20 protein-coding genes are annotated in these 19,801 nt (G+C 48.3%); 11 read left to right on the top strand and 9 right to left on the bottom strand.

What is annotated here, in order from left to right; translation table 11 throughout:
• Positions 1-2: 2 nt before the first annotated feature.
• Both DSM2777_RS16065 and DSM2777_RS16060 read right to left on the bottom strand, forming a co-directional pair.
• Positions 3-242: a DUF1289 domain-containing protein gene (locus DSM2777_RS16065; RefSeq protein ID WP_061554530.1), complete on the bottom strand. Its 240-nt coding sequence runs from the start codon at positions 240-242 to the stop codon at positions 3-5.
• Positions 243-308: 66 nt separating this feature from the next.
• A complete protein-coding gene (locus DSM2777_RS16060) occupies positions 309-1,217 on the bottom strand; it encodes a LysR family transcriptional regulator (protein WP_061554529.1) in 909 nt (302 codons plus the stop codon).
• Positions 1,218-1,352: 135 nt separating this feature from the next.
• Here DSM2777_RS16060 and DSM2777_RS16055 point away from each other — a divergent pair, with 135 nt between their 5' ends.
• From DSM2777_RS16055 to rnt, 4 genes are all read left to right on the top strand, one after another.
• Positions 1,353-1,994: an NAD(P)-dependent oxidoreductase gene (locus DSM2777_RS16055; RefSeq protein ID WP_046457055.1), complete on the top strand. Its 642-nt coding sequence runs from the start codon at positions 1,353-1,355 to the stop codon at positions 1,992-1,994.
• Positions 1,995-2,255: 261 nt separating this feature from the next.
• Positions 2,256-3,353, top strand: coding sequence for an alkene reductase (nemA, locus tag DSM2777_RS16050; RefSeq protein WP_061554528.1), 1,098 nt, complete (start codon positions 2,256-2,258; stop codon positions 3,351-3,353).
• Positions 3,354-3,553: 200 nt separating this feature from the next.
• Positions 3,554-3,961 (top strand): lactoylglutathione lyase, encoded by a 408-nt coding sequence (gene gloA, locus DSM2777_RS16045; RefSeq protein WP_046457053.1) that lies wholly within the window; start codon positions 3,554-3,556, stop codon positions 3,959-3,961.
• A gap of 172 nt (positions 3,962-4,133) precedes the next feature.
• Positions 4,134-4,793, top strand: a complete 660-nt coding sequence (rnt, locus tag DSM2777_RS16040; protein ID WP_061554527.1) for a ribonuclease T — start codon at positions 4,134-4,136, stop codon at positions 4,791-4,793.
• A 120-nt stretch (positions 4,794-4,913) separates the two neighbouring features.
• Here the strand turns inward: rnt and DSM2777_RS16035 are convergent, their stop codons facing one another.
• On the bottom strand, positions 4,914-5,252 hold the full coding sequence (locus tag DSM2777_RS16035) for a Grx4 family monothiol glutaredoxin (RefSeq protein ID WP_418009415.1): 339 nt from the start codon (positions 5,250-5,252) through the stop codon (positions 4,914-4,916).
• A gap of 371 nt (positions 5,253-5,623) precedes the next feature.
• Here DSM2777_RS16035 and DSM2777_RS16030 point away from each other — a divergent pair, with 371 nt between their 5' ends.
• On the top strand, positions 5,624-6,604 hold the full coding sequence (locus DSM2777_RS16030; RefSeq protein WP_061554525.1) for a C40 family peptidase: 981 nt from the start codon (positions 5,624-5,626) through the stop codon (positions 6,602-6,604).
• Between the two features lie 350 nt (positions 6,605-6,954).
• Positions 6,955-7,533 carry a superoxide dismutase [Fe] gene (gene sodB, locus DSM2777_RS16025; RefSeq protein WP_025801070.1) on the top strand — a complete coding sequence of 193 codons (579 nt, stop codon included), beginning with the start codon at positions 6,955-6,957 and terminating at the stop codon, positions 7,531-7,533.
• Between the two features lie 93 nt (positions 7,534-7,626).
• On the opposite strand, the gene cydH is transcribed toward sodB, so the two are convergent.
• The gene (cydH, locus tag DSM2777_RS24540) at positions 7,627-7,716 is read right to left on the bottom strand and encodes a cytochrome bd-I oxidase subunit CydH (RefSeq protein ID WP_020303734.1); all 90 of its coding nucleotides are present in this window, start codon (positions 7,714-7,716) and stop codon (positions 7,627-7,629) included.
• A 354-nt stretch (positions 7,717-8,070) separates the two neighbouring features.
• On the opposite strand from cydH, the gene purR reads away from it, so the two are divergent.
• Genes purR through DSM2777_RS16010 form a run of 3 tightly spaced genes read left to right on the top strand, consistent with a single transcriptional unit; the run spans position 8,071 to position 11,369 of the window.
• On the top strand, positions 8,071-9,096 hold the full coding sequence (purR, locus tag DSM2777_RS16020) for an HTH-type transcriptional repressor PurR (protein WP_025801071.1): 1,026 nt from the start codon (positions 8,071-8,073) through the stop codon (positions 9,094-9,096).
• Positions 9,097-9,099: 3 nt separating this feature from the next.
• Positions 9,100-10,746 (top strand): ABC transporter permease, encoded by a 1,647-nt coding sequence (locus DSM2777_RS16015; RefSeq protein ID WP_061554524.1) that lies wholly within the window; start codon positions 9,100-9,102, stop codon positions 10,744-10,746.
• On the top strand, positions 10,743-11,369 hold the full coding sequence (locus DSM2777_RS16010; protein ID WP_061554523.1) for an ATP-binding cassette domain-containing protein: 627 nt from the start codon (positions 10,743-10,745) through the stop codon (positions 11,367-11,369). Before DSM2777_RS16015 ends, DSM2777_RS16010 begins: the two co-directional genes overlap by 4 nt.
• Before the next feature lie 2 nt (positions 11,370-11,371).
• Here the strand turns inward: DSM2777_RS16010 and punR are convergent, their stop codons facing one another.
• Positions 11,372-12,280, bottom strand: a complete 909-nt coding sequence (gene punR, locus DSM2777_RS16005; protein ID WP_043493387.1) for a DNA-binding transcriptional activator PunR — start codon at positions 12,278-12,280, stop codon at positions 11,372-11,374.
• A 140-nt stretch (positions 12,281-12,420) separates the two neighbouring features.
• Between punR and punC the strand changes: the two genes are divergently transcribed.
• Positions 12,421-13,647: a purine nucleoside transporter PunC gene (gene punC / locus DSM2777_RS16000; RefSeq protein ID WP_061554522.1), complete on the top strand. Its 1,227-nt coding sequence runs from the start codon at positions 12,421-12,423 to the stop codon at positions 13,645-13,647.
• Positions 13,648-13,966: 319 nt separating this feature from the next.
• Positions 13,967-15,118 carry a cyclopropane fatty acyl phospholipid synthase gene (cfa, locus tag DSM2777_RS15995; protein WP_040044889.1) on the top strand — a complete coding sequence of 384 codons (1,152 nt, stop codon included), beginning with the start codon at positions 13,967-13,969 and terminating at the stop codon, positions 15,116-15,118.
• Positions 15,119-15,205: 87 nt separating this feature from the next.
• Here the strand turns inward: cfa and htpX are convergent, their stop codons facing one another.
• The 4 genes from htpX to DSM2777_RS15975 form a co-directional block, all read right to left on the bottom strand.
• The gene (gene htpX, locus DSM2777_RS15990) at positions 15,206-16,087 is read right to left on the bottom strand and encodes a protease HtpX (protein WP_008813588.1); all 882 of its coding nucleotides are present in this window, start codon (positions 16,085-16,087) and stop codon (positions 15,206-15,208) included.
• 324 nt (positions 16,088-16,411) lie between these two features.
• A complete protein-coding gene (prc, locus tag DSM2777_RS15985; RefSeq protein ID WP_046457046.1) occupies positions 16,412-18,442 on the bottom strand; it encodes a carboxy terminal-processing peptidase in 2,031 nt (676 codons plus the stop codon).
• 19 nt (positions 18,443-18,461) lie between these two features.
• Positions 18,462-19,169: an RNA chaperone ProQ gene (proQ, locus tag DSM2777_RS15980; protein WP_025801078.1), complete on the bottom strand. Its 708-nt coding sequence runs from the start codon at positions 19,167-19,169 to the stop codon at positions 18,462-18,464.
• 101 nt (positions 19,170-19,270) lie between these two features.
• Positions 19,271-19,762 carry a GAF domain-containing protein gene (locus DSM2777_RS15975; RefSeq protein WP_046457045.1) on the bottom strand — a complete coding sequence of 164 codons (492 nt, stop codon included), beginning with the start codon at positions 19,760-19,762 and terminating at the stop codon, positions 19,271-19,273.
• Between the last annotated feature and the right edge of the window lie 39 nt (positions 19,763-19,801).

The raw sequence follows: 19,801 nt of genomic DNA, 5'->3' as shown, positions 1-19,801 counted from the left end.
ACTCAGAACAACGATGGTTGCTCCGGTGGGTTAATCTGATCGACATTATCGTTGCGCCGCTGACGTAAAAAGCGTTGGCGGCACAAACGCAGCACATCACGTTTTTGTGGATCGCTCAGTTTCATCCAGCCAAACCGTTCTTCTCGGCTACGCATACAGCCACGACAATAACCCCGCTCATCCGCCTGACATATACCACGACACGGGCTGGGAATATTAAAAAATTCAAGCTGCTGGGCCATGATATACCTCCTGCTTACCCTCTTAAGTGAAGACGCAAACAAGGAACTGAGCAAATCCATTTGCGGTTAATATTCTGTATCTTTATATGTCTGGAAGAAATTACGCAAGCAGAGCATGGCCTGTCGGCTCTTTTCTGTATGCACTCGCTCAAGCGTTAGCGCGTGCAGCTTAAGCGGCGTTGGCCGCCATTCTGGTAATAACATCACCAGATCGCCTCTTTGCAGTTCATGGCTGATTTCATACAACGGCTGCACAGATATTCCTAATCCTTCCAAGGTGAATGCACGTAACACATTCATACTGCTACTGCCGGTGGCGATATCGGGCAACTGAATTTTGCACATCTCCCCGCTGCGTTTTTGTAAGGTGATTGAGGCAGGGATCGCATCGTTGGTATTGATCAACCATTGATGCTGCGTCAATTCATGCGGCGATTCCGGTATCCCGCTGCGATTTAGATAACGCGGCGATGCACATAACACCATCGGCCAGGTTGCTAACGGATGAGCAATATAAGAAGCATCATCCAATTGTCGATTGACCCGCAAAGCAATATCAGCGCGAACCTCAATTAAATTGATAATTTCATCGTTGGCTAAGATCCGCAGACTCAGCTTAGGATGAGCAAGCAATAACGGGGCAAGTGCCTGAGCAAGCGGCGCGCCGCCAAGCCCTATCGTTGTGGCAATGCGCAACTCACCCACCAGCGTATCGCGCATTTCGGCCAATCGTTGCTCTGCCTGACTCGCTTCATGCAGCATGGCTTTGCAGCCAGGATAAAATGCCGCACCCGCGTCGGTAAGCGTGAGTTTTCGCGTAGAACGATGCAGCAGCGTTACCCCGAGATCTTGCTCCAGCGTTCGCATGTGTTGGCTCACGGCGGAAGCGCTCATGCCTAAACGTCGCCCCGCCGCGCTCAATGAACCTTCCGCGACGACAACGGCAAATACGGCCATGCGATTAAGTTTATCCATCGAATCACGCCTTTCATCTTGAAGTTTTACTTAAAGAAGTTAGTGGCAATATGCCACTTATCAGCCATGCTGTTAAGGATTAAAGTTTCTCTATCGCAACCAATATCGCAACCAATGTTGAAAAAGGAATGAATGATGAAACTCGCTATTATCGGTGCAACAGGTTTTGTGGGTCGTGTGGCTGTTAACGAAGCGTTGGCACGGGGTCATGAAGTGACCGCTATCGCTCGTCATACCAAAGATTTACCCACCAACAGCCATCTGCATATTGCACTTGGCGATGTGACCGACATTGATTGGCTGGCACAAACGCTGAAAGGCGTCGATGCCGTGATCAGTGCCTTTAACCCCGGCTGGACCGATCCCGATTTGTACGCCAACTTTGTTAAAGGTAGCAATGCTATTTTGAAAGCGGTCGAAAAATCAGGTGTGAAACGTTTCTTGGTCGTCGGTGGCGCGGGTAGTCTTGAAGTTGCACCAGGCGTTGAGCTAATCGACACACCACAGTTCCCCGCTGAGATCCGCCCCGGCGCGCAAGGTGCTCGCGAGCTGCGTGACGCATTACGTGCAGGTAGCCCGCTGGATTGGACGGTATTATCCCCTGCGGCGATGCTGGCACCGGGTCAACGCACCGGTAATTTCCGTTTGGGTACAACCTCATTACTGATGAACGGCGATGCGCCTGCTAATATTTCCGTCGAGGATCTTGCCGTTGCCATTCTGAATGAAATAGAACAGCCACAATTTATTAAGCAGCAATTCACTGCCGCTTACTAAGCTACAAGCCACAATCCTCTACCGATCCCTCTTTCTCACGGACAGCAACGCGCTGTCCGTGGGCGTATTGTTATCTATAACTGCCTATAATTACTGCATTTAAAATTATTTCTTCACAAACTATCTTCGCTTGTATTGACTTAGACCAACTGGTCTATTAGTCTTTGCCCAAGCCTCGCTGTCACGTTTTACCCACGTCTAACGAGCAAACCTAAACTTCGTGGCGCAAGATAATGCGCAACAACTGCAACAGGATTGACTATGAAAATCGAAAAGTTATTCACACCGGTCACCGTTGGTGACGTTACTTTACCTAATCGCGTTTTCATGGCTCCGCTGACGCGTCTGCGCAGCACAGAACCGGGTGATATTCCCACCCCGCTGATGGGTGAATATTACAACCAGCGCGCAGGCGCAGGTTTGATCATTACTGAAGCCACTCAGGTTTCATTCCAAGCCAAAGGCTATGCGGGTGCTCCAGGATTACATACACCAGAGCAGTTCGCAGCATGGAAAAAAATTGTGTCTGGCGTTCATCAGCATGGCGGGCATATCGCCGTTCAGCTGTGGCACGTAGGCCGTATTTCTCATAATAGCCTCCAGCCAAATCAACAGGCTCCGGTTGCACCTTCTGCTATCGCCGCCGATACCCGCACCACGGTACGTGATGAAAATGGTCACTGGGTACGCGTGCCTTGTTCAGAACCTCGCGCTTTAGAAACCAGTGAAATCCCAGGCATCGTTAACGATTTCCGCCATGCGGTAAGCCTTGCAAGCCAAGCCGGTTTCGATCTGGTTGAACTGCACGCTGCTCATGGCTATTTATTACATCAGTTCATGTCACCGGCGTCTAACCACCGTACCGACCAATATGGTGGCAACATTGAAAATCGTGCACGTTTAACGTTGGAAGTGGTTGACGCTGCAATTGCCGAATCAGGCGCAGGTCGCGTTGGGATCCGTATTTCACCATTGGGCCCGTTCAATGGTCTGGACAATGGTGAAGATCAAGAAGAAGCCGCGCTTTACCTGATCGGTCAACTTAACCAACGCAAAATTGCTTACCTGCATATTTCTGAGCCTGATTGGGCGGGCGGCAAACCTTATTCTGAGGCATTCCGTCAGGCGGTTCGCAAACAGTTTAGCGGTGTTATTATCGGTTCAGGCGGCTATACCGCTGAAAAAGCCGAAACGCTGCTGAACCAAGGTCTTATTGACGCGGTTGCTTTTGGTCGTAACTTTATCGCCAACCCTGACTTGGTTAAGCGTTTAGAGAAAAAGGCCCCGCTGAATACACCACATCCAGAAACCTTCTACGGTGGTGATGCTAAAGGCTATACCGATTATCCAACGCTGTAGCTGTAATATCTTGGCATAATAACTACCAACCCTCTGACCGCCTCCACTCTGTCAGAGGGTTTTTTATTTACAGCGGCGGTGATTAATCTGGGGCTTTTATTGATCGCTGAAAGTAGGCTGTTACAATGTGTCTACATCCTGTCGTTATTCTTGATAGCGAAGCCTTGTCATCAAGGCCATTCTAATTTCAGAGGGAAATTATGCGTTTACTTCATACCATGCTGCGTGTTGGTCATCTGCAACGCTCAATCGACTTCTATACCAACGTTTTAGGCATGCGTCTGCTGCGTACCAGCGAAAACGAAGAGTATAAATACTCTCTCGCGTTCGTGGGTTACAGTGATGAAAGCGTGGGTTCTGTTATCGAACTGACCTACAACTGGGGCGTAGAAAGCTACGACATGGGCACCGCATTTGGCCATTTGGCATTAGGCGTTGATGATGTTGCGGCAACCTGTGAAAACATCCGCAAAGCGGGTGGCAAAGTCACGCGTGAAGCTGGCCCAGTTAAAGGCGGAAGCACTATTATCGCTTTTGTTGAAGATCCAGATGGCTACAAAATCGAACTGATCGAAAACAAACAGGCAGATGCAGGCTTGGGGAACTAACCTCGCCCCCCCTAGGATAAAACCTGACTGTTTTGTTTAAAAATACAGCGAACGCATAGCCGTTCGCTTTTTTATGTTTTACCTGAATGAGAGTCTCCCCACGTTTGCTGACTGCAAACTGCAAAAAAATTTGCCATAATGCGCGCTGCATTCCATAGACCAGAAGTTGAACATGGCTGAAACCACCAATCTTAATACGCTGAGCGCGCGCTTTCGCGGGTTCTATCCTGTTGTCATTGATGTCGAAACTGCGGGTTTTGATGCCAACACCAACGCGCTACTTGAAATTGCGGCAGTCACGTTACGCATGACTGACGATGGATGGTTAGAGCCACACGAAACACTGCATTTCCACGTTGAGCCTTTTGTTGGCTCCGTTCTTGTTCCAGAAGCTCTAGCATTCAACGGCATCGATCCTGAAAATCCATTACGGGGCGCGGTCAGCGAATACGAAGCCCTGCATGCTATTTTCAAAGCGGTTCGCAAAGGCATTAAAGATCAGGAGTGCAATCGTGCGGTTATCGTTGCGCATAATGCGCACTTCGATCATTCATTCGTCATGGCCGCGGCAGAACGTGCCGGGTTAAAACGTAACCCTTTCCATCCGTTTGCCACCTTTGATACTGCCGCTCTAAGCGGTTTGGTATTAGGACAAACCGTGCTTGCGAAAGCCTGTATCGCCGCCAATATTCCTTTTGATAGCACTCAGGCTCACTCTGCGCTGTATGATACAGAGCAAACCGCAACGCTGTTTTGTGAGTTGGTAAACCGCTGGAAACGTATGGGTGGATGGCCATTGCCAACGCCTGCACCAGAAGAAGCCACCGAATAATCCGCCTCTCTTGCTTGCTGCATATCGAGCCTGTGTAAAATTTTTTGTTTATAAGTTAACGCGATAAATAATAAAGGCGCCCTTAGGCGCCTTTATTTTGCTCACAATAATCATCAACGATTACTGTTCTTCCTGTGCAGGATGCTTCGCCGCAGTCTCTTTAATCAGCTGCTGCAGTTCGCCAGCACGGTACATCTCAATGATGATGTCACAGCCGCCAACCAGCTCGCCTTCTACCCACAGCTGCGGGAACGTTGGCCAGTTCGCATATTTTGGCAGTTCAGCACGAATATCTGGGTTTTGCAGAATATCAACATAGGCAAAACGTTCACCACAGGCTGACAATGCCTGAACTGCTTGCGCAGAGAAGCCACAGCTTGGCAGTTTAGGTGAGCCTTTCATGTACAAAATAATCGGGTTTTCAGCCAGTTGGTGCTGAATTTTTTCAATGGTGGTCATTGTCATTTTAGTTTACTTCCTCTAGCCAGTGTTATGCCTACAGCATGCAAGTGCATATCGAATTATTGTACTGGATTCTACCGAGTGTCGCTCTGAGAAAAAAACGCCATCTTTTATGTGGCTATTATCTGAATTTCAACACCCCGTCACAGCGTAAGCTCAGTTTAATCTAAAAACGTGCTATGCTATATCCGTTTTGCACATGATCAGATTTACAGCGTTTTTCGAATAAAACAGCATCTGATTCAATCATCGTAACATTTAGTCACAAAGAGAATATAAATAGCAGAAATGAATGCTGTTTTGTTACGGCTGTTTATTTAATACTGTTTGCCATGTTTTTTGCTTGGGACAAAGCCTGGAACCTATCGATGCGTCTATATATCGCGCTCTTTGTTCTGCTGTTTACACAGCTATTTGCTAATGCAGCGAATGCCTCTCCGGGGCATAAAGTCGTTGCCGATCAGCGAAAGTCGCATGCGACGAGTAGCGAAGCTGCCGATCGTAAAAAACGAAAACCCGCCACCAGCAAAAAAGAAAAAACAGCGACGTCTACGACGACGGCAAAAAATAAAAAATCGTTAGAACAAAAAAGCAAAACGACTAAAAAATCAGCAACAGCTAAACCTAGCGCTCTCGCCACTAAGTTTGCCAAAAATAGAGAAGTGGCGCGCAATAAAGCGAATAGCAAAAAAATAGATAAAGCCGTACTCGCCTCTATTTCTAAGCCGAAAGCAAAATCTAGCGCCAAGAAAAACGGTACGCACTCCACCGCTACGCTGGCTCGCGTTAACAATAAAAAAACCTATGGCCGCCAGCGCGGTGAATTGAATAGCCATGGTAGAAGCAGCAAAGGCGAATTAGCCAAACTCAAGCTGAATCAAAACAATATTGAAATTGTTGATGGCAAACCGATTCGTCTAAGCCCTCAGCATAAAAAACGCTATCAGCATGCCAAACAAACGGCCATGAACAAGCTGATGAATCAGGTAGGAAAACCGTACCGCTGGGGTGGCGCATCACCAAGCACTGGTTTTGACTGCAGCGGATTGGTTTATTACGCCTATCAGGATTTGCTCAGCATTAAGATCCCTCGTACTGCCAATGAAATGTATCATCTGCGCGATGCGGCTCCGGTGAAAAAAACAGAGTTACAAAAAGGCGACTTAGTCTTCTTCTGTATTAATAATCGTGGTGCCGCCGATCACGTGGGTGTTTATATGGGTGAAGGCAAATTCATTCAGTCACCTCGCACCGGCGAACAAATTCGAATCAGCTATTTAGATAATGATTATTGGCAAGGGCACTACGTTGGCGCTCGCCGCGTAATGACGCCAAAAACGATTCGTTAATAACAGAAGGTCACGATTAAACCGATTCATGATAGGGATTAATTGCATTTTGTGATAATCCCTATCATTTAGATCTACTCCATCTTGGTATTATCCCCTCCCCTTATTTTCCTTCTGTCACCGTTTTGAACGAATGGTGCACAAATCGCCAATTGATAACCAAAAACAAAAATTTTGCCTGTTATTAGATTCAAAACTTGCTAAAATCGATCCCCATAACAAGAGATCAACAAGATCGTTTCAAATTTAAAAACCCGCTCACTGACATTAACGTTGGTGTGATGCATGAAACATAAAACACTTACGTGTAACTGTTTCATTGCAAAATAGAGCAATAATAGGAGAGAGCAATGTCTTTTGAATTACCTGCATTACCATACGAAAAAAACGCACTGGAACCGCACATCTCCGCAGAAACCTTGGAATACCATTACGGTAAGCACCACAATACCTATGTGGTAAACCTGAACAACCTGATAAAAGGCACTGAATTCGAAGGTAAATCACTGGAAGAGATCATCAAGACCTCTACTGGCGGTATCTTCAACAACGCCGCTCAGGTTTGGAACCACACCTTCTACTGGCATTGCCTGTCACCAAAAGGTGGCAACGCACCAACTGGCGCCGTGGCTGAAGCCATTAACAAAGCGTTTGGTTCATTTGATGCTTTCAAAGAAGAACTGACTAAATCTGCCATCGGTAACTTCGGTTCTGGTTGGACTTGGCTGGTTAAAAAAGCAGACGGTTCTTTGGCGATTGTAAACACCTCAAACGCTGCAACTCCACTGACCAACGGTGACAAACCACTGCTGACCGTGGACGTTTGGGAACACGCCTACTACATCGACTATCGCAATGCGCGTCCTAAGTATCTGGAGAACTTCTGGGCTCTGGTAAACTGGGAATTCGTGGCGAAAAACCTGGCATAAGTTTGCTGAGTGACGTACATGAAAAAGGCGGTCAATTGACCGCCTTTTGTTTTAGCCATGTTAACGGCTATCGATAGAAAACTTAGCGATAAATCAATGTAGCGCAGCAACAAAACTAAAGATAACAATCACAGCCAGTGCTGCGACCGTTGTCATTAGAGAATATTTCAGATCGGTTTCCATTTCTTCTTCTCCCGCATTTCGTTATCAGATCAATTTTGATTATACATAAACACTTGCAGAAAGTGTGTGAAATCATTTTCACATACCTTAAATGGGATCGCACGCAGTAAAACTTTCGATTATTCTTTCTGTTAACACACAATTTTGACTTCCCCTTTTGCATTTTATAGGCCAAAATTTACGGTTTACTGCTACGTATCAGCTTTCATAACGTAAAAGAATAGGCTGGCGCTTGATATATCCGCATATTCCTCTCTTTGATGCGATTGTAATCAGTGTATTTTGATGTACGTAAGCAAACGATTAACACAATAGCTATGTCATAGTTACATTAGCTTAGGAGTCATCTGTTTCATGGCAACGATTAAAGATGTGGCAAAACGCGCGGGCGTTTCAACCACGACAGTGTCTCACGTTATTAATAAGACGCGTTTTGTCGCAGAAGAGACCAAGACCGCTGTTTGGGAAGCGATTAAAGAATTGCACTACTCCCCCAGCGCCGTCGCCCGTAGCCTGAAAGTTAACCACACCAAATCGATCGGCTTGCTGGCGACGTCCAGCGAGGCGCCCTATTTTGCTGAGGTGATTGAGGCCGTTGAAAACGCCTGTTACAGCCAAGGCTATACGCTCATTCTATGTAACTCTCACAATAATCCTGAAAAGCAAAAAGCTTATTTAGCGATGCTGGCGCAAAAACGCGTCGATGGATTGTTAGTGATGTGTTCTGAATACCCAGAGAACCTGCTGCAAACCCTTGAGGACTACCGCAATATTCCAATGGTAGTGATGGACTGGGGAACGCAACGCAGTGATTTTACGGATGCCATTCAGGATAATGCGTTCGAAGGTGGCTATTTAGCTGGTCGCTATTTAATTGAACGTGGACATCGTGATATTGGCGCGATTACCGGTCAGCTTTCTCGTAACACCGGCGGCGGTCGCCTACGTGGCTTCCTGAAAGCCCTGCAAGAAGCCAATATTCCTGCCCGCGATGAGTGGATGGTAGAAGGCGATTTCGAACCAGAATCCGGTTACAAAGCGATGCATCAGATCCTGTCGCAAAAAAATCGCCCAACCGCAGTGTTTGTGGGCGGCGACATCATGGCGATGGGCGCAATTTGCGCCGCCGATGAGATGGGCTTGCGCGTACCGCAGGATATATCGGTGATCGGTTATGATAACGTGCGCAACGCTCGCTACTTCTCGCCAGCGTTGACCACCATCCACCAGCCGAAAGAGCGTTTGGGCTCAATGGCCTTTGACATGCTCCTAGACCGTATCGTGAGCAAGCGTGAAGATTCCCAAACGATTGAAGTGCATCCAAAACTCGTGGAACGTCGCTCCGTTGCCGATGGCCCATATCTGGATTATCGCCGCTAAGTGATGAAGAACAGCCCTTATCTTTTAGCGCTGTTCCCCGTTGTGCTGTTCTTAGCAGGAGCGTTGCCAATATTGGCGGCGCTCTTGGCGCTGACTCAGCCACTGTCTGACATTTCCACGCTCAATACATTCACCCAGCCGTGGGCGCTTTTATTCCAATGGCCGGGGTTAGTGCGCTCGGTTGGCCTAAGCTTATGGAGCGCAATTGCCGCAACGTTAATATCACTTTGGTTGGCATTAGCGCTTTGCGGACAGGTTATACAGCGCGCCAGCGGCACTGCTCGGGCTATTTCAAGCGCGATTTTGGCCATGCCGCATATTGCGCTGGCAACCGGCCTCATACTGCTGTTATCCCCTTCAGGCTGGCTGCTCAGGATTATATCCCCAGCACTGACGAGTTTTGTGCGCCCGCCAGATTGGACGATCGTCAATGACCCTTATGCCCTGTCCTTAATTCTTTTACTGGTGATCAAAGAGACGCCTTTTTTATTTTTGATGGCGTTTAATATCGCGGGCCGAATCGATGTCGTCCGCCAAATACAGGCGGGTAACGCATTGGGTTACCACAGTGAGAAAGTCTGGTGGTCGCTGTTAGTCCCGCAAATACTGGTGGCTCTGCGTCTACCGCTGTTTTGCGTACTTGCCTTTGGCCTATCCGCCGTGGATATTGCCATTCTATTGGGACCCCAGCAGCCAACCACCTTGGCGTTGTTAGTTTGGCAATGGATCAGTGAACCATCCATGCGGCATCAATCTCTCGCTGCCGCTGGCACGCTGCTGCTTATTGTTATCACGTTAGTTTGCTTTGTTGCATGGCGTTGTGTTGAAAAAATCTGGCTGAAATATTGCCGCAACGCTTATGGACGAAGACGTAATACGTGGCGTATACCCCTTACCCCGCTCTGGGTGATTGGCATTCTATTAACGCTAGGCGCGTATACGGTACTCTTCGTTTGGTCGGTTGCGTGGCGTTGGCCTTTCTCATCTTCTTTTCCGCTACAGTGGACCTATGATTATTGGCTTACCAGCATTCATCAGCTTAGTGCGCCGATTATAAATAGTCTGCTGATTGCCTGTATGGCAAACCTATTGAGCTTAGTGCTGTGCGTTGGGTTTTTAGAATGGCAGTTTTATACGCGTAGAAATACAAATTTATGGCTTCTGCTCGCCCCTCTGTTGATTCCACAAATCAGCCTGATTTTCGGCTTGCAGCACATGGCCGCTTGGTTGGATGTGATTGGTCTGCTGCCCAGCGTGATCTTTGCCCATATGGTGTTTGTCGTTCCGTACTATTTTCTTAGCCTCAGCGGCGCGTGGCAGACTTTCGATTCGCGGCTGATCTACACCGCACAATCTCTTGGGAAGTCGCCCTGGGCGTGTTTCTGGCGTATTAAGATCCGTTTGTTGAATAAACCACTGGCGCTTTCCGTAGCGCTAGGTTTTGCGGTTAGCATGGGATTATATTTACCCACGCTAGGCTTGGGCGCTGGGCGCTTCCCCACGCTAGCAACGGAAACCGTTGCCTATGCATCCGGTATCGATCGCCGCATGGCTGCCGTTGCCGCTTTGTGGCAAACGTTCATTCCGCTTTTGGTTTACGGTATCGCGCTATTTCTGCCATTCATACTGACAAGGAACAAAAAACTGTGACGGTTTTAGCGTTTGAGCAATTTCAAGTTTTGCTGCATGGCACGCCGCTAACTTCAGCGTTGAATACCCGCGTCGAAGGCGGCCAAATACTGACGCTGATGGGGCCAAGCGGCTGCGGGAAATCGAGCTTATTGCTGGCGATGGCGGGACATGCTCATGCTCCTCTATCAACGCAGGGAAAAGTACTGATTGATAATCACGAGGTGACTGAACTTCCGGCTTATCAGCGAAAAATCGGGCTGTTATTCCAAGATGATTTATTGTTTCCCCACCTAAACGTTACACAAAACCTGCTTTTCGCCTTACCTGAAAACATCGGCAAAGAAAAACAGCATCAGCTGGTCACGCAGGCGTTGGGGAAAATTGACATGGCTGAGTTTTCGTCTCGTTATCCTGATGAATTATCTGGCGGTCAGCGTGCCAGAATCAGTTTGTTGCGCACCCTGCTTTCTCGCCCTCGCGCCGTGGCCTTGGATGAACCTTTTTCCAAGCTTGATAAATCGCTGCGACAACAGTTTCGCCAATGGGTATTTGGCGAACTGCAACAGGCGAATATTGCCACCCTGCTAGTGACACACGACGAAGACGATGTTCCACCAAACGGCCAAATCATCATGCTCTAACCCTATTCAGGGCTGAGCCACTCTTGATTCATCGTTTCAGTATCACCTAAGTAATCTAGTAACCAATCAATGGCCGGTGAACGGGTATGGTCTTCCCAAGTGACACAGCAAGCGCTATCCGGAAACGGCTGAGCCAACTGCAAGATCTTCAGCTTACCCGAATGCACCAGTGGTTCCGCCATGTGTGCAGGCATCAGACCAACGCAAAGTCCATTCTCTAGACAATCACAGGCAGACTGCCAATCAGGCACCACCAAGCGGCGCTGGTTGTCTAATAGCCATGTATCGCGCTTAGGCAGATCTCGTGAGGTGTCTTCAATGCACAAGGCGGGAAAAGGACGAATTTTGTCGTCGCTTAACTCGCCTTCCAGTTTTGCCAGCGGGTGATCGGGGCTCACCAGACAGTGCCAACGTAGAAATCCCATATCGCGAAAAGAAAAACGTCCTCCGGCAGGAACCGCTCGCGTCGCCCCTATCGCTACCTCTACACGTCCGGCAACTAAGGCATCCCATACGCCGTTGAACACTTCGGGATGGATCATTAATTCCATATCAGGGAAATGGCGGTAAAAATCGACAACTAATTGGCGGCTTCGACGGGGATTTACGATGCGATCGACTGCAACATTTAGCTGCCCACGCCAGCCATTTGCCACCTGCTGGCATTGACGACGGGTGGAATTCATTTTTTTGATAATAGTTCGCGCTTCATCAACAAAAAATGCGCCAGCTTCGGTGAGTTCAACATCTCGATGACGTCGTTCAAACAGTGACACCGCCAGCCATGTTTCCAATTGGCGTACCGTATAACTCACGGCAGACGGCACACGGTGCAGTTCTTGCGCTGCGGCGCTAAAACTTCCCGTCCTAGCAACTGCATCAACAACCTCTAATGAGTATTCCGACCACATGTGCGCTACCTCACTTTTCTTGCTTTCAAAAATTTTCATCCATGATAGCAAATATTAGCGTTTCACAAGTAATTAGAGAGATCGCTACACTCCACGCGTCACACATTCATTCTGCAACAAATATATAACGAGTCAAAATAATGCGAACTTCATCATTTTTCATGTTCTATCTGGCCGGATTGAGCATGCTGGGATATCTGGCCACTGATATGTATCTTCCTGCTTTTGGTGCCATGCAGCAGGATCTCAATGCTTCTGCGGGTGCTATCAGCGCAAGCCTCAGCATTTTCCTTGCTGGTTTTGCCTTCGCGCAGCTGGTATGGGGGCCACTGTCCGATCGCATCGGACGTAAGCCGGTTTTAGCCATGGGCTTAACTCTGTTTAGTCTTGGCTGCTTGGGCATGCTGTGGGTGGATACCACTACCGAACTTCTCGTGCTGCGCTTTGTGCAGGCGATTGGGGTGTGTTCTGCCGCCGTGACGTGGCAAGCACTGGTTATCGACCGCTACAGCAAAGGCGTTGCCAATCGTGTGTTCGCCACTATCATGCCGCTGGTGGCATTGTCCCCAGCCCTTGCTCCGCTATTAGGTGCGTGGTTGCTTAACCATTTAGAATGGCAGGCTATCTTTGCCGTGCTGTTTGGTATCTCTTTGCTTCTGTTGATCCCAACCCTCATGCTCAAAGATGAGCGTCGGAAACCCACAGAAAACCAGCCAAAAGAGAACATCAGCTTTTTCCAACTGATGCGCTCAAATATTTTCTCTGGCAACGTGATGATCTTTGCGGCGTGCTCTGCCGGTTTCTTTGCCTGGCTAACCGGTTCACCGTTCATTTTAGGCGATATGGGCTATGGCCCGAATGACATTGGCCTAAGCTATGTGCCACAGACTATCGCATTCTTGATTGGCGGCTATGGCTGCCGCGCGCTGCTGAGCCGTATCGGCGGAAACTTGATGCTACCTTGGCTTTTAGTGGTATACAGCCTGAGCATGGTTGGAATGTTCGCGATGGCGCTGCTGAGCTCACCGGGACTCTTTGCCCTGTTAGTCCCTTTCTGCATTATGGCCATGGCAAACGGTGCGATTTACCCTATCGTGGTTGCCAATGCGTTAACCCCATTCCCAGAAAGCAGTGGTAAAGCGGCCGCACTGCAGAACACGCTACAGCTAGGCATCTGTTTCTTGGCAAGCCTGCTGGTATCCGTTTTCGTCGAGTCTGCATTATTGGCCACAACCGCCATCATGGCGGGCACGGTGGTATTAGTGGCAATCGGTTATTGGCTCAAAAGTGACAGCGTCACAAAGAAGTTAACTAATGAGTCACTAACGGTAAATGAATCCAGCAAAAAACACCTGTCACAGCATTAATTTATTTTTGTCTCCTTTAGGCTAAGCCATTGAGCAGCGGTGTAGATTCATACTTGAGTCTCTCACCGCTGCGTCCTATACTGCGAAGGTTGCTTTTACAATTATTCTGCTAGTAAGTAACTTTTACTTTCCGATGTGCGGATCACATCACATTTTTTCTTAAGGATGAGTCCCTGCTAAACGCATGGGTTTCCTCAGTTTTCCATTTTTCTAAGTCGGGTTAAACACCGCGGATTATCCGTTGGTACTCGTGCGCCTTTAGATTGCCAACGCTCTCTAGCAGGTCAGTTTTATGAAGAATTTGGTTCATGGAGAAACTATGAGTTCATCGTGTATAGAAGATCTAAGCGTGCAAAACAGTCAATGGTATCGAATTGCCAGTGAAATGTTGCAGTCGGCAGATATCGAGGTTAATGGCTCGCGCCCTTTTGATATTCGCGTTAAAAATCCACACTTTTTCAAGCGCGTTTTGCAAGAAGGCTCACTCGGTTTAGGTGAGAGCTATATGGACGGCTGGTGGGAGTGCGACCGCTTAGATATTTTCTTTCAGAAGGTGCTGCGAGCTGGGCTTGAGAATCAGCTGCCACACCACATCAAAGACACCTTGCGTGTCGCCGCGGCGCGTCTTACCAATCTTCAATCGAAAAAACGTGCGTGGATCGTCGGCAAAGAACACTACGACTTAGGCAACGACCTATTCAGCCTAATGCTTGATCCCTACATGCAATATTCCTGTGCTTACTGGAAAGATGCGACGACGCTAAAACAAGCTCAGGAGGCTAAGCTAAAACTGATCTGCGAAAAGCTTCAACTGCGGCCTGGTATGACCTTGCTGGATATCGGCTGTGGCTGGGGCGGTTTGGCAGCTTATGCAGCGAAGAACTACGGCGTATCCGTTCACGGCGTCACCATTTCAGCAGAACAACAGAAAATGGCACAGGAACGTTGTAAAGATTTAGACGTGCAAATTTTGCTACAAGACTATCGCGACCTTAACTCACAGTACGATCGCATTGTGTCAGTGGGCATGTTCGAGCATGTTGGGCCAAAGAACTATCAAACCTACTTCAACGTGGTGGCGCGTAATTTAAAACCTGATGGTCTTTTCTTGCTGCATACCATTGGCGCAAACGAAACCAATATGAATGTAGATCCTTGGATCAATAAATATATCTTCCCTAATGGCTGCCTCCCTTCAATTAAGCACATCGCAACCACCAGTGAAGGTAAATTCGTGATGGAAGACTGGCACAATATTGGGGCTGATTACGACCGCACGCTAATGGCTTGGTATGAACGCTTCGTGCAGAATTGGCCGAAGATCGAGCATAACTATTCTCAACGCTTCTTCCGCATGTTTAGCTATTATCTCAATGCTTGCGCGGGGGCTTTCCGCGCTCGAGATATCCAGCTATGGCAAGTGGTGTTCTCTCCACGCGGAGCCGAAGGTGGCCTGCGCGTTGCACGGTGATATCAGGTTTTTCGGATAGTAAAAAGGAGCCATATGGCTCCTTTTTATATGTAACGTGCTATCTCTGCCGTCGATGGCAAATCTAAATTACTTCAGATATTGGCCGGTACGTAAGGCTTCAATACGCTTATCTAACGGCGGATGTGACAGGAACAGTTCGCTAAATGATTTATTACGACCATTGATGCAAAATGCCATCATGCTCCCTTCTTCCTGCGGCTCATAGCTGGTTTTCAAGCGCTGTAGCGCTGCGATCATTTTCTCACGCCCCACTAGATTAGCTGAACCCGCATCTGCACGGAACTCACGATAGCGTGAGAACCACATGGTAATAATGCTCGCCAGAATACCGAACACGATTTCCAATACCATGGATACCGCGAAATAAATCATTGGATTGCCGCTGCTGCTTTCACCTTCATCACGGTTGCCTGACAAGAATCCGGCGGCCACCTGAGCGATCAGGCGCGAGATAAAGATGACGAAGGTGTTCACTACGCCCTGAACCAGCGTCATGGTGACCATGTCGCCATTAGCCACGTGGCTGATTTCATGCGCAAGCACGGCTTCAGCCTCATCACGGCTCATGTTTTGCAGCAAACCGGTGCTCACCGCAACCAGTGACGCATTACGACGCGCCCCCGTTGCAAATGCGTTCATATCCGGTGCGTGGTAAATCGCCACCTGCGGCATATCAATGCCTGCCTGCTGAGACTGACGACGAACGGTTTCAACCAACCAACGCTCAGTCTCATTGCGCGGTTGCTCGATAACCTCTCCCCCAACCGAACGCAAAGCCATCCACTTAGACATCAACAACGAAACAATAGAACCACCAAAGCCGAACAGCAGTGCCATCACCATCAGCCCTTGCACGCTGCTGGACTGGATCCCTGTCAGGCTTAACACCACACCAAACACCAGCATGACAGCCAGGTTGGTTAGCAGGAACAAAGCGATACGCATCATGTTATTTATTAATCCTCATTTATGGAGCACGCATTATGCGATGCATATACTCGTTTTACTTCAAGTGGCAGAAGCGCTAACAGCTATTGTCTGTTGATAAGAACTGTTTGCCGCTTTCATGCAACTCGAATGATTTAGTGTATAGATCGTAAGGCCATCTGCGCGGGATTCAAGTGGTGTTAAGCAATAACACACTAAAGAAACATAACTTTACAATTTGACGTACTAAAAATCACATAATTGACTATTTACTCACCATATCGCCAAGGCAACGGGCATAAAAAAAGAGCGATTTCTCGCTCTTTTTACTGTTGCCGTGCTCGCTTATTTTGAGCTGCCCTGCATTTGCTGAGCAAGATCAAGCGCAATTTTTACCGTTTCATCCAAGTAAGGATCTGGCTCTTGATAATCTTTTGGCAAATCATCAAGTGATTTAATTGGCTTTTTACCCGCAACTTTCAGGCGTTCATTAATGCGTTTCAGGCGCGTTGCATCATCATCTTTATTCTCTTTCTCACGCTGAGCATAGTTAAGAGAGACGATATTTTTACGATCTTTGAGTGCTTTATAGTGAGCAATGTCTTGCTCAATGTATTGGAACTCAGGATTCGAAGCGATGCGCTGGTTGTGATCGGCTAACAGCACCGGATCAAACTTCTGCACGTCACCTGCTTTATCGTAGGTAGCTGCTTTGATGCTATCCCAAGGCAAGGCGTTGTCTTCAAAGCTTTCGCCAGTATCAATCGACTCCAGCCCCGTCGGCATAATAATATCCGGCGTCACGCCTTTGCGCTGCGTACTACCGCCGTTAATGCGGTAAAACTTCTGGATAGTGTATTGAACCGAGCCCAGCTCCGGCCATTCAGGACGCAGCATCTGATCGTAAATACGGTTTACCGAACGATATTGCTGCACGGTACCTTTACCGAAGGTGGGTTCACCGACGATCAGCGCGCGATCGTAATCCTGCATAGCCGCCGCGAAGATTTCAGACGCTGACGCACTGAAGCGATCAACCAGAACGACCAGCGGGCCTTTGTAGTAAACAACGCCGTCGGTGTCCGCATCTTCACGAATTTTACCGTTATTATCACGTACCTGAACAACAGGACCGCTAGGAATAAACAGGCCAGAAAGCGATACTGCTTCGGTTAACGCACCGCCGCCGTTGCTGCGCAGATCGATAATCACGCTGCTCACGTTCTGTTTTTCTAGCTTCTGCAGCTGTACTTTGACGTCGTCGGTCAGACCGACGTAGAAGCCAGGAATATCCAGAACCCCGACTTTCTTGCCATCGACGGTTTTCACGCTCATTTTCACCGCGCGATCTTCCAAGCGGATCCGTTCACGGGTTAACGTGATAGTGCGTGTTTTGGTCCCCTTGCCTGCTGGCAGAATTTCCAAACGAACTTTGCTGCCTTTTGGCCCCTTGATCAGCTCAACCACGTCATCAAGACGCCAGCCAATCACATCCACCATCGGTTTACCCGGCTGTCCAACGCCAACGATGCGATCGCCAACCTTGAGAGATTTACTCTTCGCCGCAGGTCCACCGGCAACCATTGAGTTAATCTGGGTGTAATCGTCTTCGGTCTGCTGTAGCACGGCGCCAATACCTTCCAGAGACAGGCTCATTTCGGTATTGAATTGCTCGGTGTTACGCGGAGACAGATAGTTGGTATGGGGATCAATCTCGTGCGCAAACGCATTCATGAACAGTTGGAAAACGTCTTCACTTTTGCTTTGGGTGAGGCGTTTAATCGCAAACTGATAGCGTTTGGTCAGGATTTTTTGAATCTCTGGCCAATCTTTACCGGCCAGTTTCAGGTTCAATTCATCGTATTTAACTTTGGCGGTCCAAAGCTTATTCAACTCTTCCGTGCTGGTTGGCCACGGTGATTTACTACGGTCGACATCAATGGTGTCGTTGCCGTCGAAAGTCATCGGGGATTTCAGCAAAGAGAGTGCATATTCGTAGCGTTCGAAGCGACGTTTTTGAGCCAAATTAAACAGCGCATAGGCGGTATCTAATTGGCCGGATTTTAACTCATCATCCAGCGCCGTCTCACGGTCTTTGAACTGCGCAACGTCAGAGGCCAACAACACGTTATGGTTGTAGTCCAACATATTGAGGTAGCGAGCAAAGATCTTTTTAGAAAAATCATCGTTCAAATCGAACTGACGATAATGAGAGCGCGTAAAACGTGACGTCACCCGTTCACTGACGGTCGCGTGCTGCGGCTCTTGGTGCAACTGCGGTAACTGATTAATGTTGTAAGCAACATTATCAGCCGCAAAGCTGGCACCAGCGAATAACGCCAGGGCTATCGCTGATACCCTGAAAAATTTGTTCATGCCTTGGCTGGCCTCCGTATCAGAACTGCAAGTGTTCTGCGCGCACAATCATCGCCAGACCGTTAGAAAGCTGAACGCGTACACCATCTTTGGTGATTTCCAATACGGAAGCGTCCATCGCACTTTTACCTGCGCTGACTTTTACGCCCTGACCTACGGTCAGTTTAGTAATGTCAGTCACCGGCACAGCACGCGGTTTAGCTGATTCTGTGTTCGCGCGAGGCGTGCGATCCTGTTGCGGACGAGGAGTGCGTGGTTTACGCGCTTCTTTATCGCCGTTAGCAGCATCGGTACGACGTGCAGCAGGTTTTTTACCCGCTGGACGTGGGCGACGATTCTCAGTCGTTTCCCCTGCCTCACGTTTTTTCGCCTGCTGTTCTGCACGTTGTGCTTGAACTCGCGCTTTGGCTTCTTCTAACTGTTGACGAGCGTGTTCCACATGCTGCTCTTCCAGCACACCACACGAATTACCGTCAAGATCGACTCGTTCCGCACCCACTTTCACGCCGTGCAGATAACGCCAGCTTGAGGTGTACAGACGGAGCGCTGAACGTAGCTGAGTCTTGCTCAGTCCGTTTTCATCTCCCTGCATCCGCTCAACCAGATCCTGAAAGATACCGATTTTCAACGGACGTGCTTCGCCCTCTGCGCTAAAGCACTGCGGGAAACGCTGGGCTAAAAATGCAATGACTTCTTTACTACTATTCAACTTGGGTTGATTTTCCATGAAATTTCCTGATTACAACGGGTTTGCCAACCAGCGATGGCATGAACAGGCGACATTATAATGGCGCTACCGCCAAAAGCCACGCCATACGCACGACAACCTTATGCAAATGTCACAAATTTTGTGCTGTCGCACTCTTTCAAGTGTTCAGAAAGAGCGGAAACCACTGATTTTAAACCATTTTCATCTTCTTCATCGAATCGGTCATAAACTGTGCTATCGATATCTAAAACCCCAATAACTTGTCCGTTCACCTCAATAGGTAGCACAATTTCAGCATTACTGGCTGCGTCACAGGCAATATGACCGGCAAAAGCGTGCACATCGGCAACGCGTTGGATCTCATTTTTGGCAAACGCAGTACCACATACACCTTTACCAACAGGAATTCGCACACAGGCTAATTTCCCTTGGAAAGGCGCAAGTACCAGCGTATTTCCATCAACCAAATAGAATCCGACCCAGTTAACATCCTCTAATCGCTCATAAATTAGCGCACTTGCGTTAGATAATGTTGCGATAAAGTTATATTCGCCGCTGCTGAGGGCAGCTAAATCACGCGCTAAATCGGTATAAAACTCTTTTTTACTCATGTAAATCTCGTTATCTTGTTACTGGGCGGTAGCCATAAG

The sequence above is a fragment of the Obesumbacterium proteus genome (assembly GCF_001586165.1).
GTDB lineage: Bacteria > Pseudomonadota > Gammaproteobacteria > Enterobacterales > Enterobacteriaceae > Hafnia > Hafnia protea.
Note: the sequence above shows the minus strand (reverse complement) of the source record. Positions and strands in the feature narration are given on the sequence as shown.

What these genes read in the sequence shown, in the direction of transcription:
- DSM2777_RS16030 (WP_061554525.1), top strand. Translation starts at nt 5,624, where the DNA reads ATGCGTCTATATATCGCGCTCTTTGTTCTGCTGTTTACACAGCTATTT.
- DSM2777_RS16015 (WP_061554524.1), top strand. Translation starts at nt 9,100, where the DNA reads ATGAAGAACAGCCCTTATCTTTTAGCGCTGTTCCCCGTTGTGCTGTTC.
- cfa (WP_040044889.1), top strand. Translation starts at nt 13,967, where the DNA reads ATGAGTTCATCGTGTATAGAAGATCTAAGCGTGCAAAACAGTCAATGG.
- proQ (WP_025801078.1), bottom strand. Translation starts at nt 19,169, where the DNA reads ATGGAAAATCAACCCAAGTTGAATAGTAGTAAAGAAGTCATTGCATTT.
- cydH (WP_020303734.1), bottom strand. Translation starts at nt 7,716, where the DNA reads ATGGAAACCGATCTGAAATATTCTCTAATGACAACGGTCGCAGCACTG.
- gloA (WP_046457053.1), top strand. Translation starts at nt 3,554, where the DNA reads ATGCGTTTACTTCATACCATGCTGCGTGTTGGTCATCTGCAACGCTCA.
- DSM2777_RS16035 (WP_418009415.1), bottom strand. Translation starts at nt 5,252, where the DNA reads ATGACCACCATTGAAAAAATTCAGCACCAACTGGCTGAAAACCCGATT.
- htpX (WP_008813588.1), bottom strand. Translation starts at nt 16,087, where the DNA reads ATGATGCGTATCGCTTTGTTCCTGCTAACCAACCTGGCTGTCATGCTG.
- prc (WP_046457046.1), bottom strand. Translation starts at nt 18,442, where the DNA reads ATGAACAAATTTTTCAGGGTATCAGCGATAGCCCTGGCGTTATTCGCT.
- DSM2777_RS16065 (WP_061554530.1), bottom strand. Translation starts at nt 242, where the DNA reads ATGGCCCAGCAGCTTGAATTTTTTAATATTCCCAGCCCGTGTCGTGGT.
- sodB (WP_025801070.1), top strand. Translation starts at nt 6,955, where the DNA reads ATGTCTTTTGAATTACCTGCATTACCATACGAAAAAAACGCACTGGAA.
- purR (WP_025801071.1), top strand. Translation starts at nt 8,071, where the DNA reads ATGGCAACGATTAAAGATGTGGCAAAACGCGCGGGCGTTTCAACCACG.
- punR (WP_043493387.1), bottom strand. Translation starts at nt 12,280, where the DNA reads ATGTGGTCGGAATACTCATTAGAGGTTGTTGATGCAGTTGCTAGGACG.
- DSM2777_RS15975 (WP_046457045.1), bottom strand. Translation starts at nt 19,762, where the DNA reads ATGAGTAAAAAAGAGTTTTATACCGATTTAGCGCGTGATTTAGCTGCC.
- DSM2777_RS16060 (WP_061554529.1), bottom strand. Translation starts at nt 1,217, where the DNA reads ATGGATAAACTTAATCGCATGGCCGTATTTGCCGTTGTCGTCGCGGAA.
- nemA (WP_061554528.1), top strand. Translation starts at nt 2,256, where the DNA reads ATGAAAATCGAAAAGTTATTCACACCGGTCACCGTTGGTGACGTTACT.
- rnt (WP_061554527.1), top strand. Translation starts at nt 4,134, where the DNA reads ATGGCTGAAACCACCAATCTTAATACGCTGAGCGCGCGCTTTCGCGGG.
- DSM2777_RS16055 (WP_046457055.1), top strand. Translation starts at nt 1,353, where the DNA reads ATGAAACTCGCTATTATCGGTGCAACAGGTTTTGTGGGTCGTGTGGCT.
- punC (WP_061554522.1), top strand. Translation starts at nt 12,421, where the DNA reads ATGCGAACTTCATCATTTTTCATGTTCTATCTGGCCGGATTGAGCATG.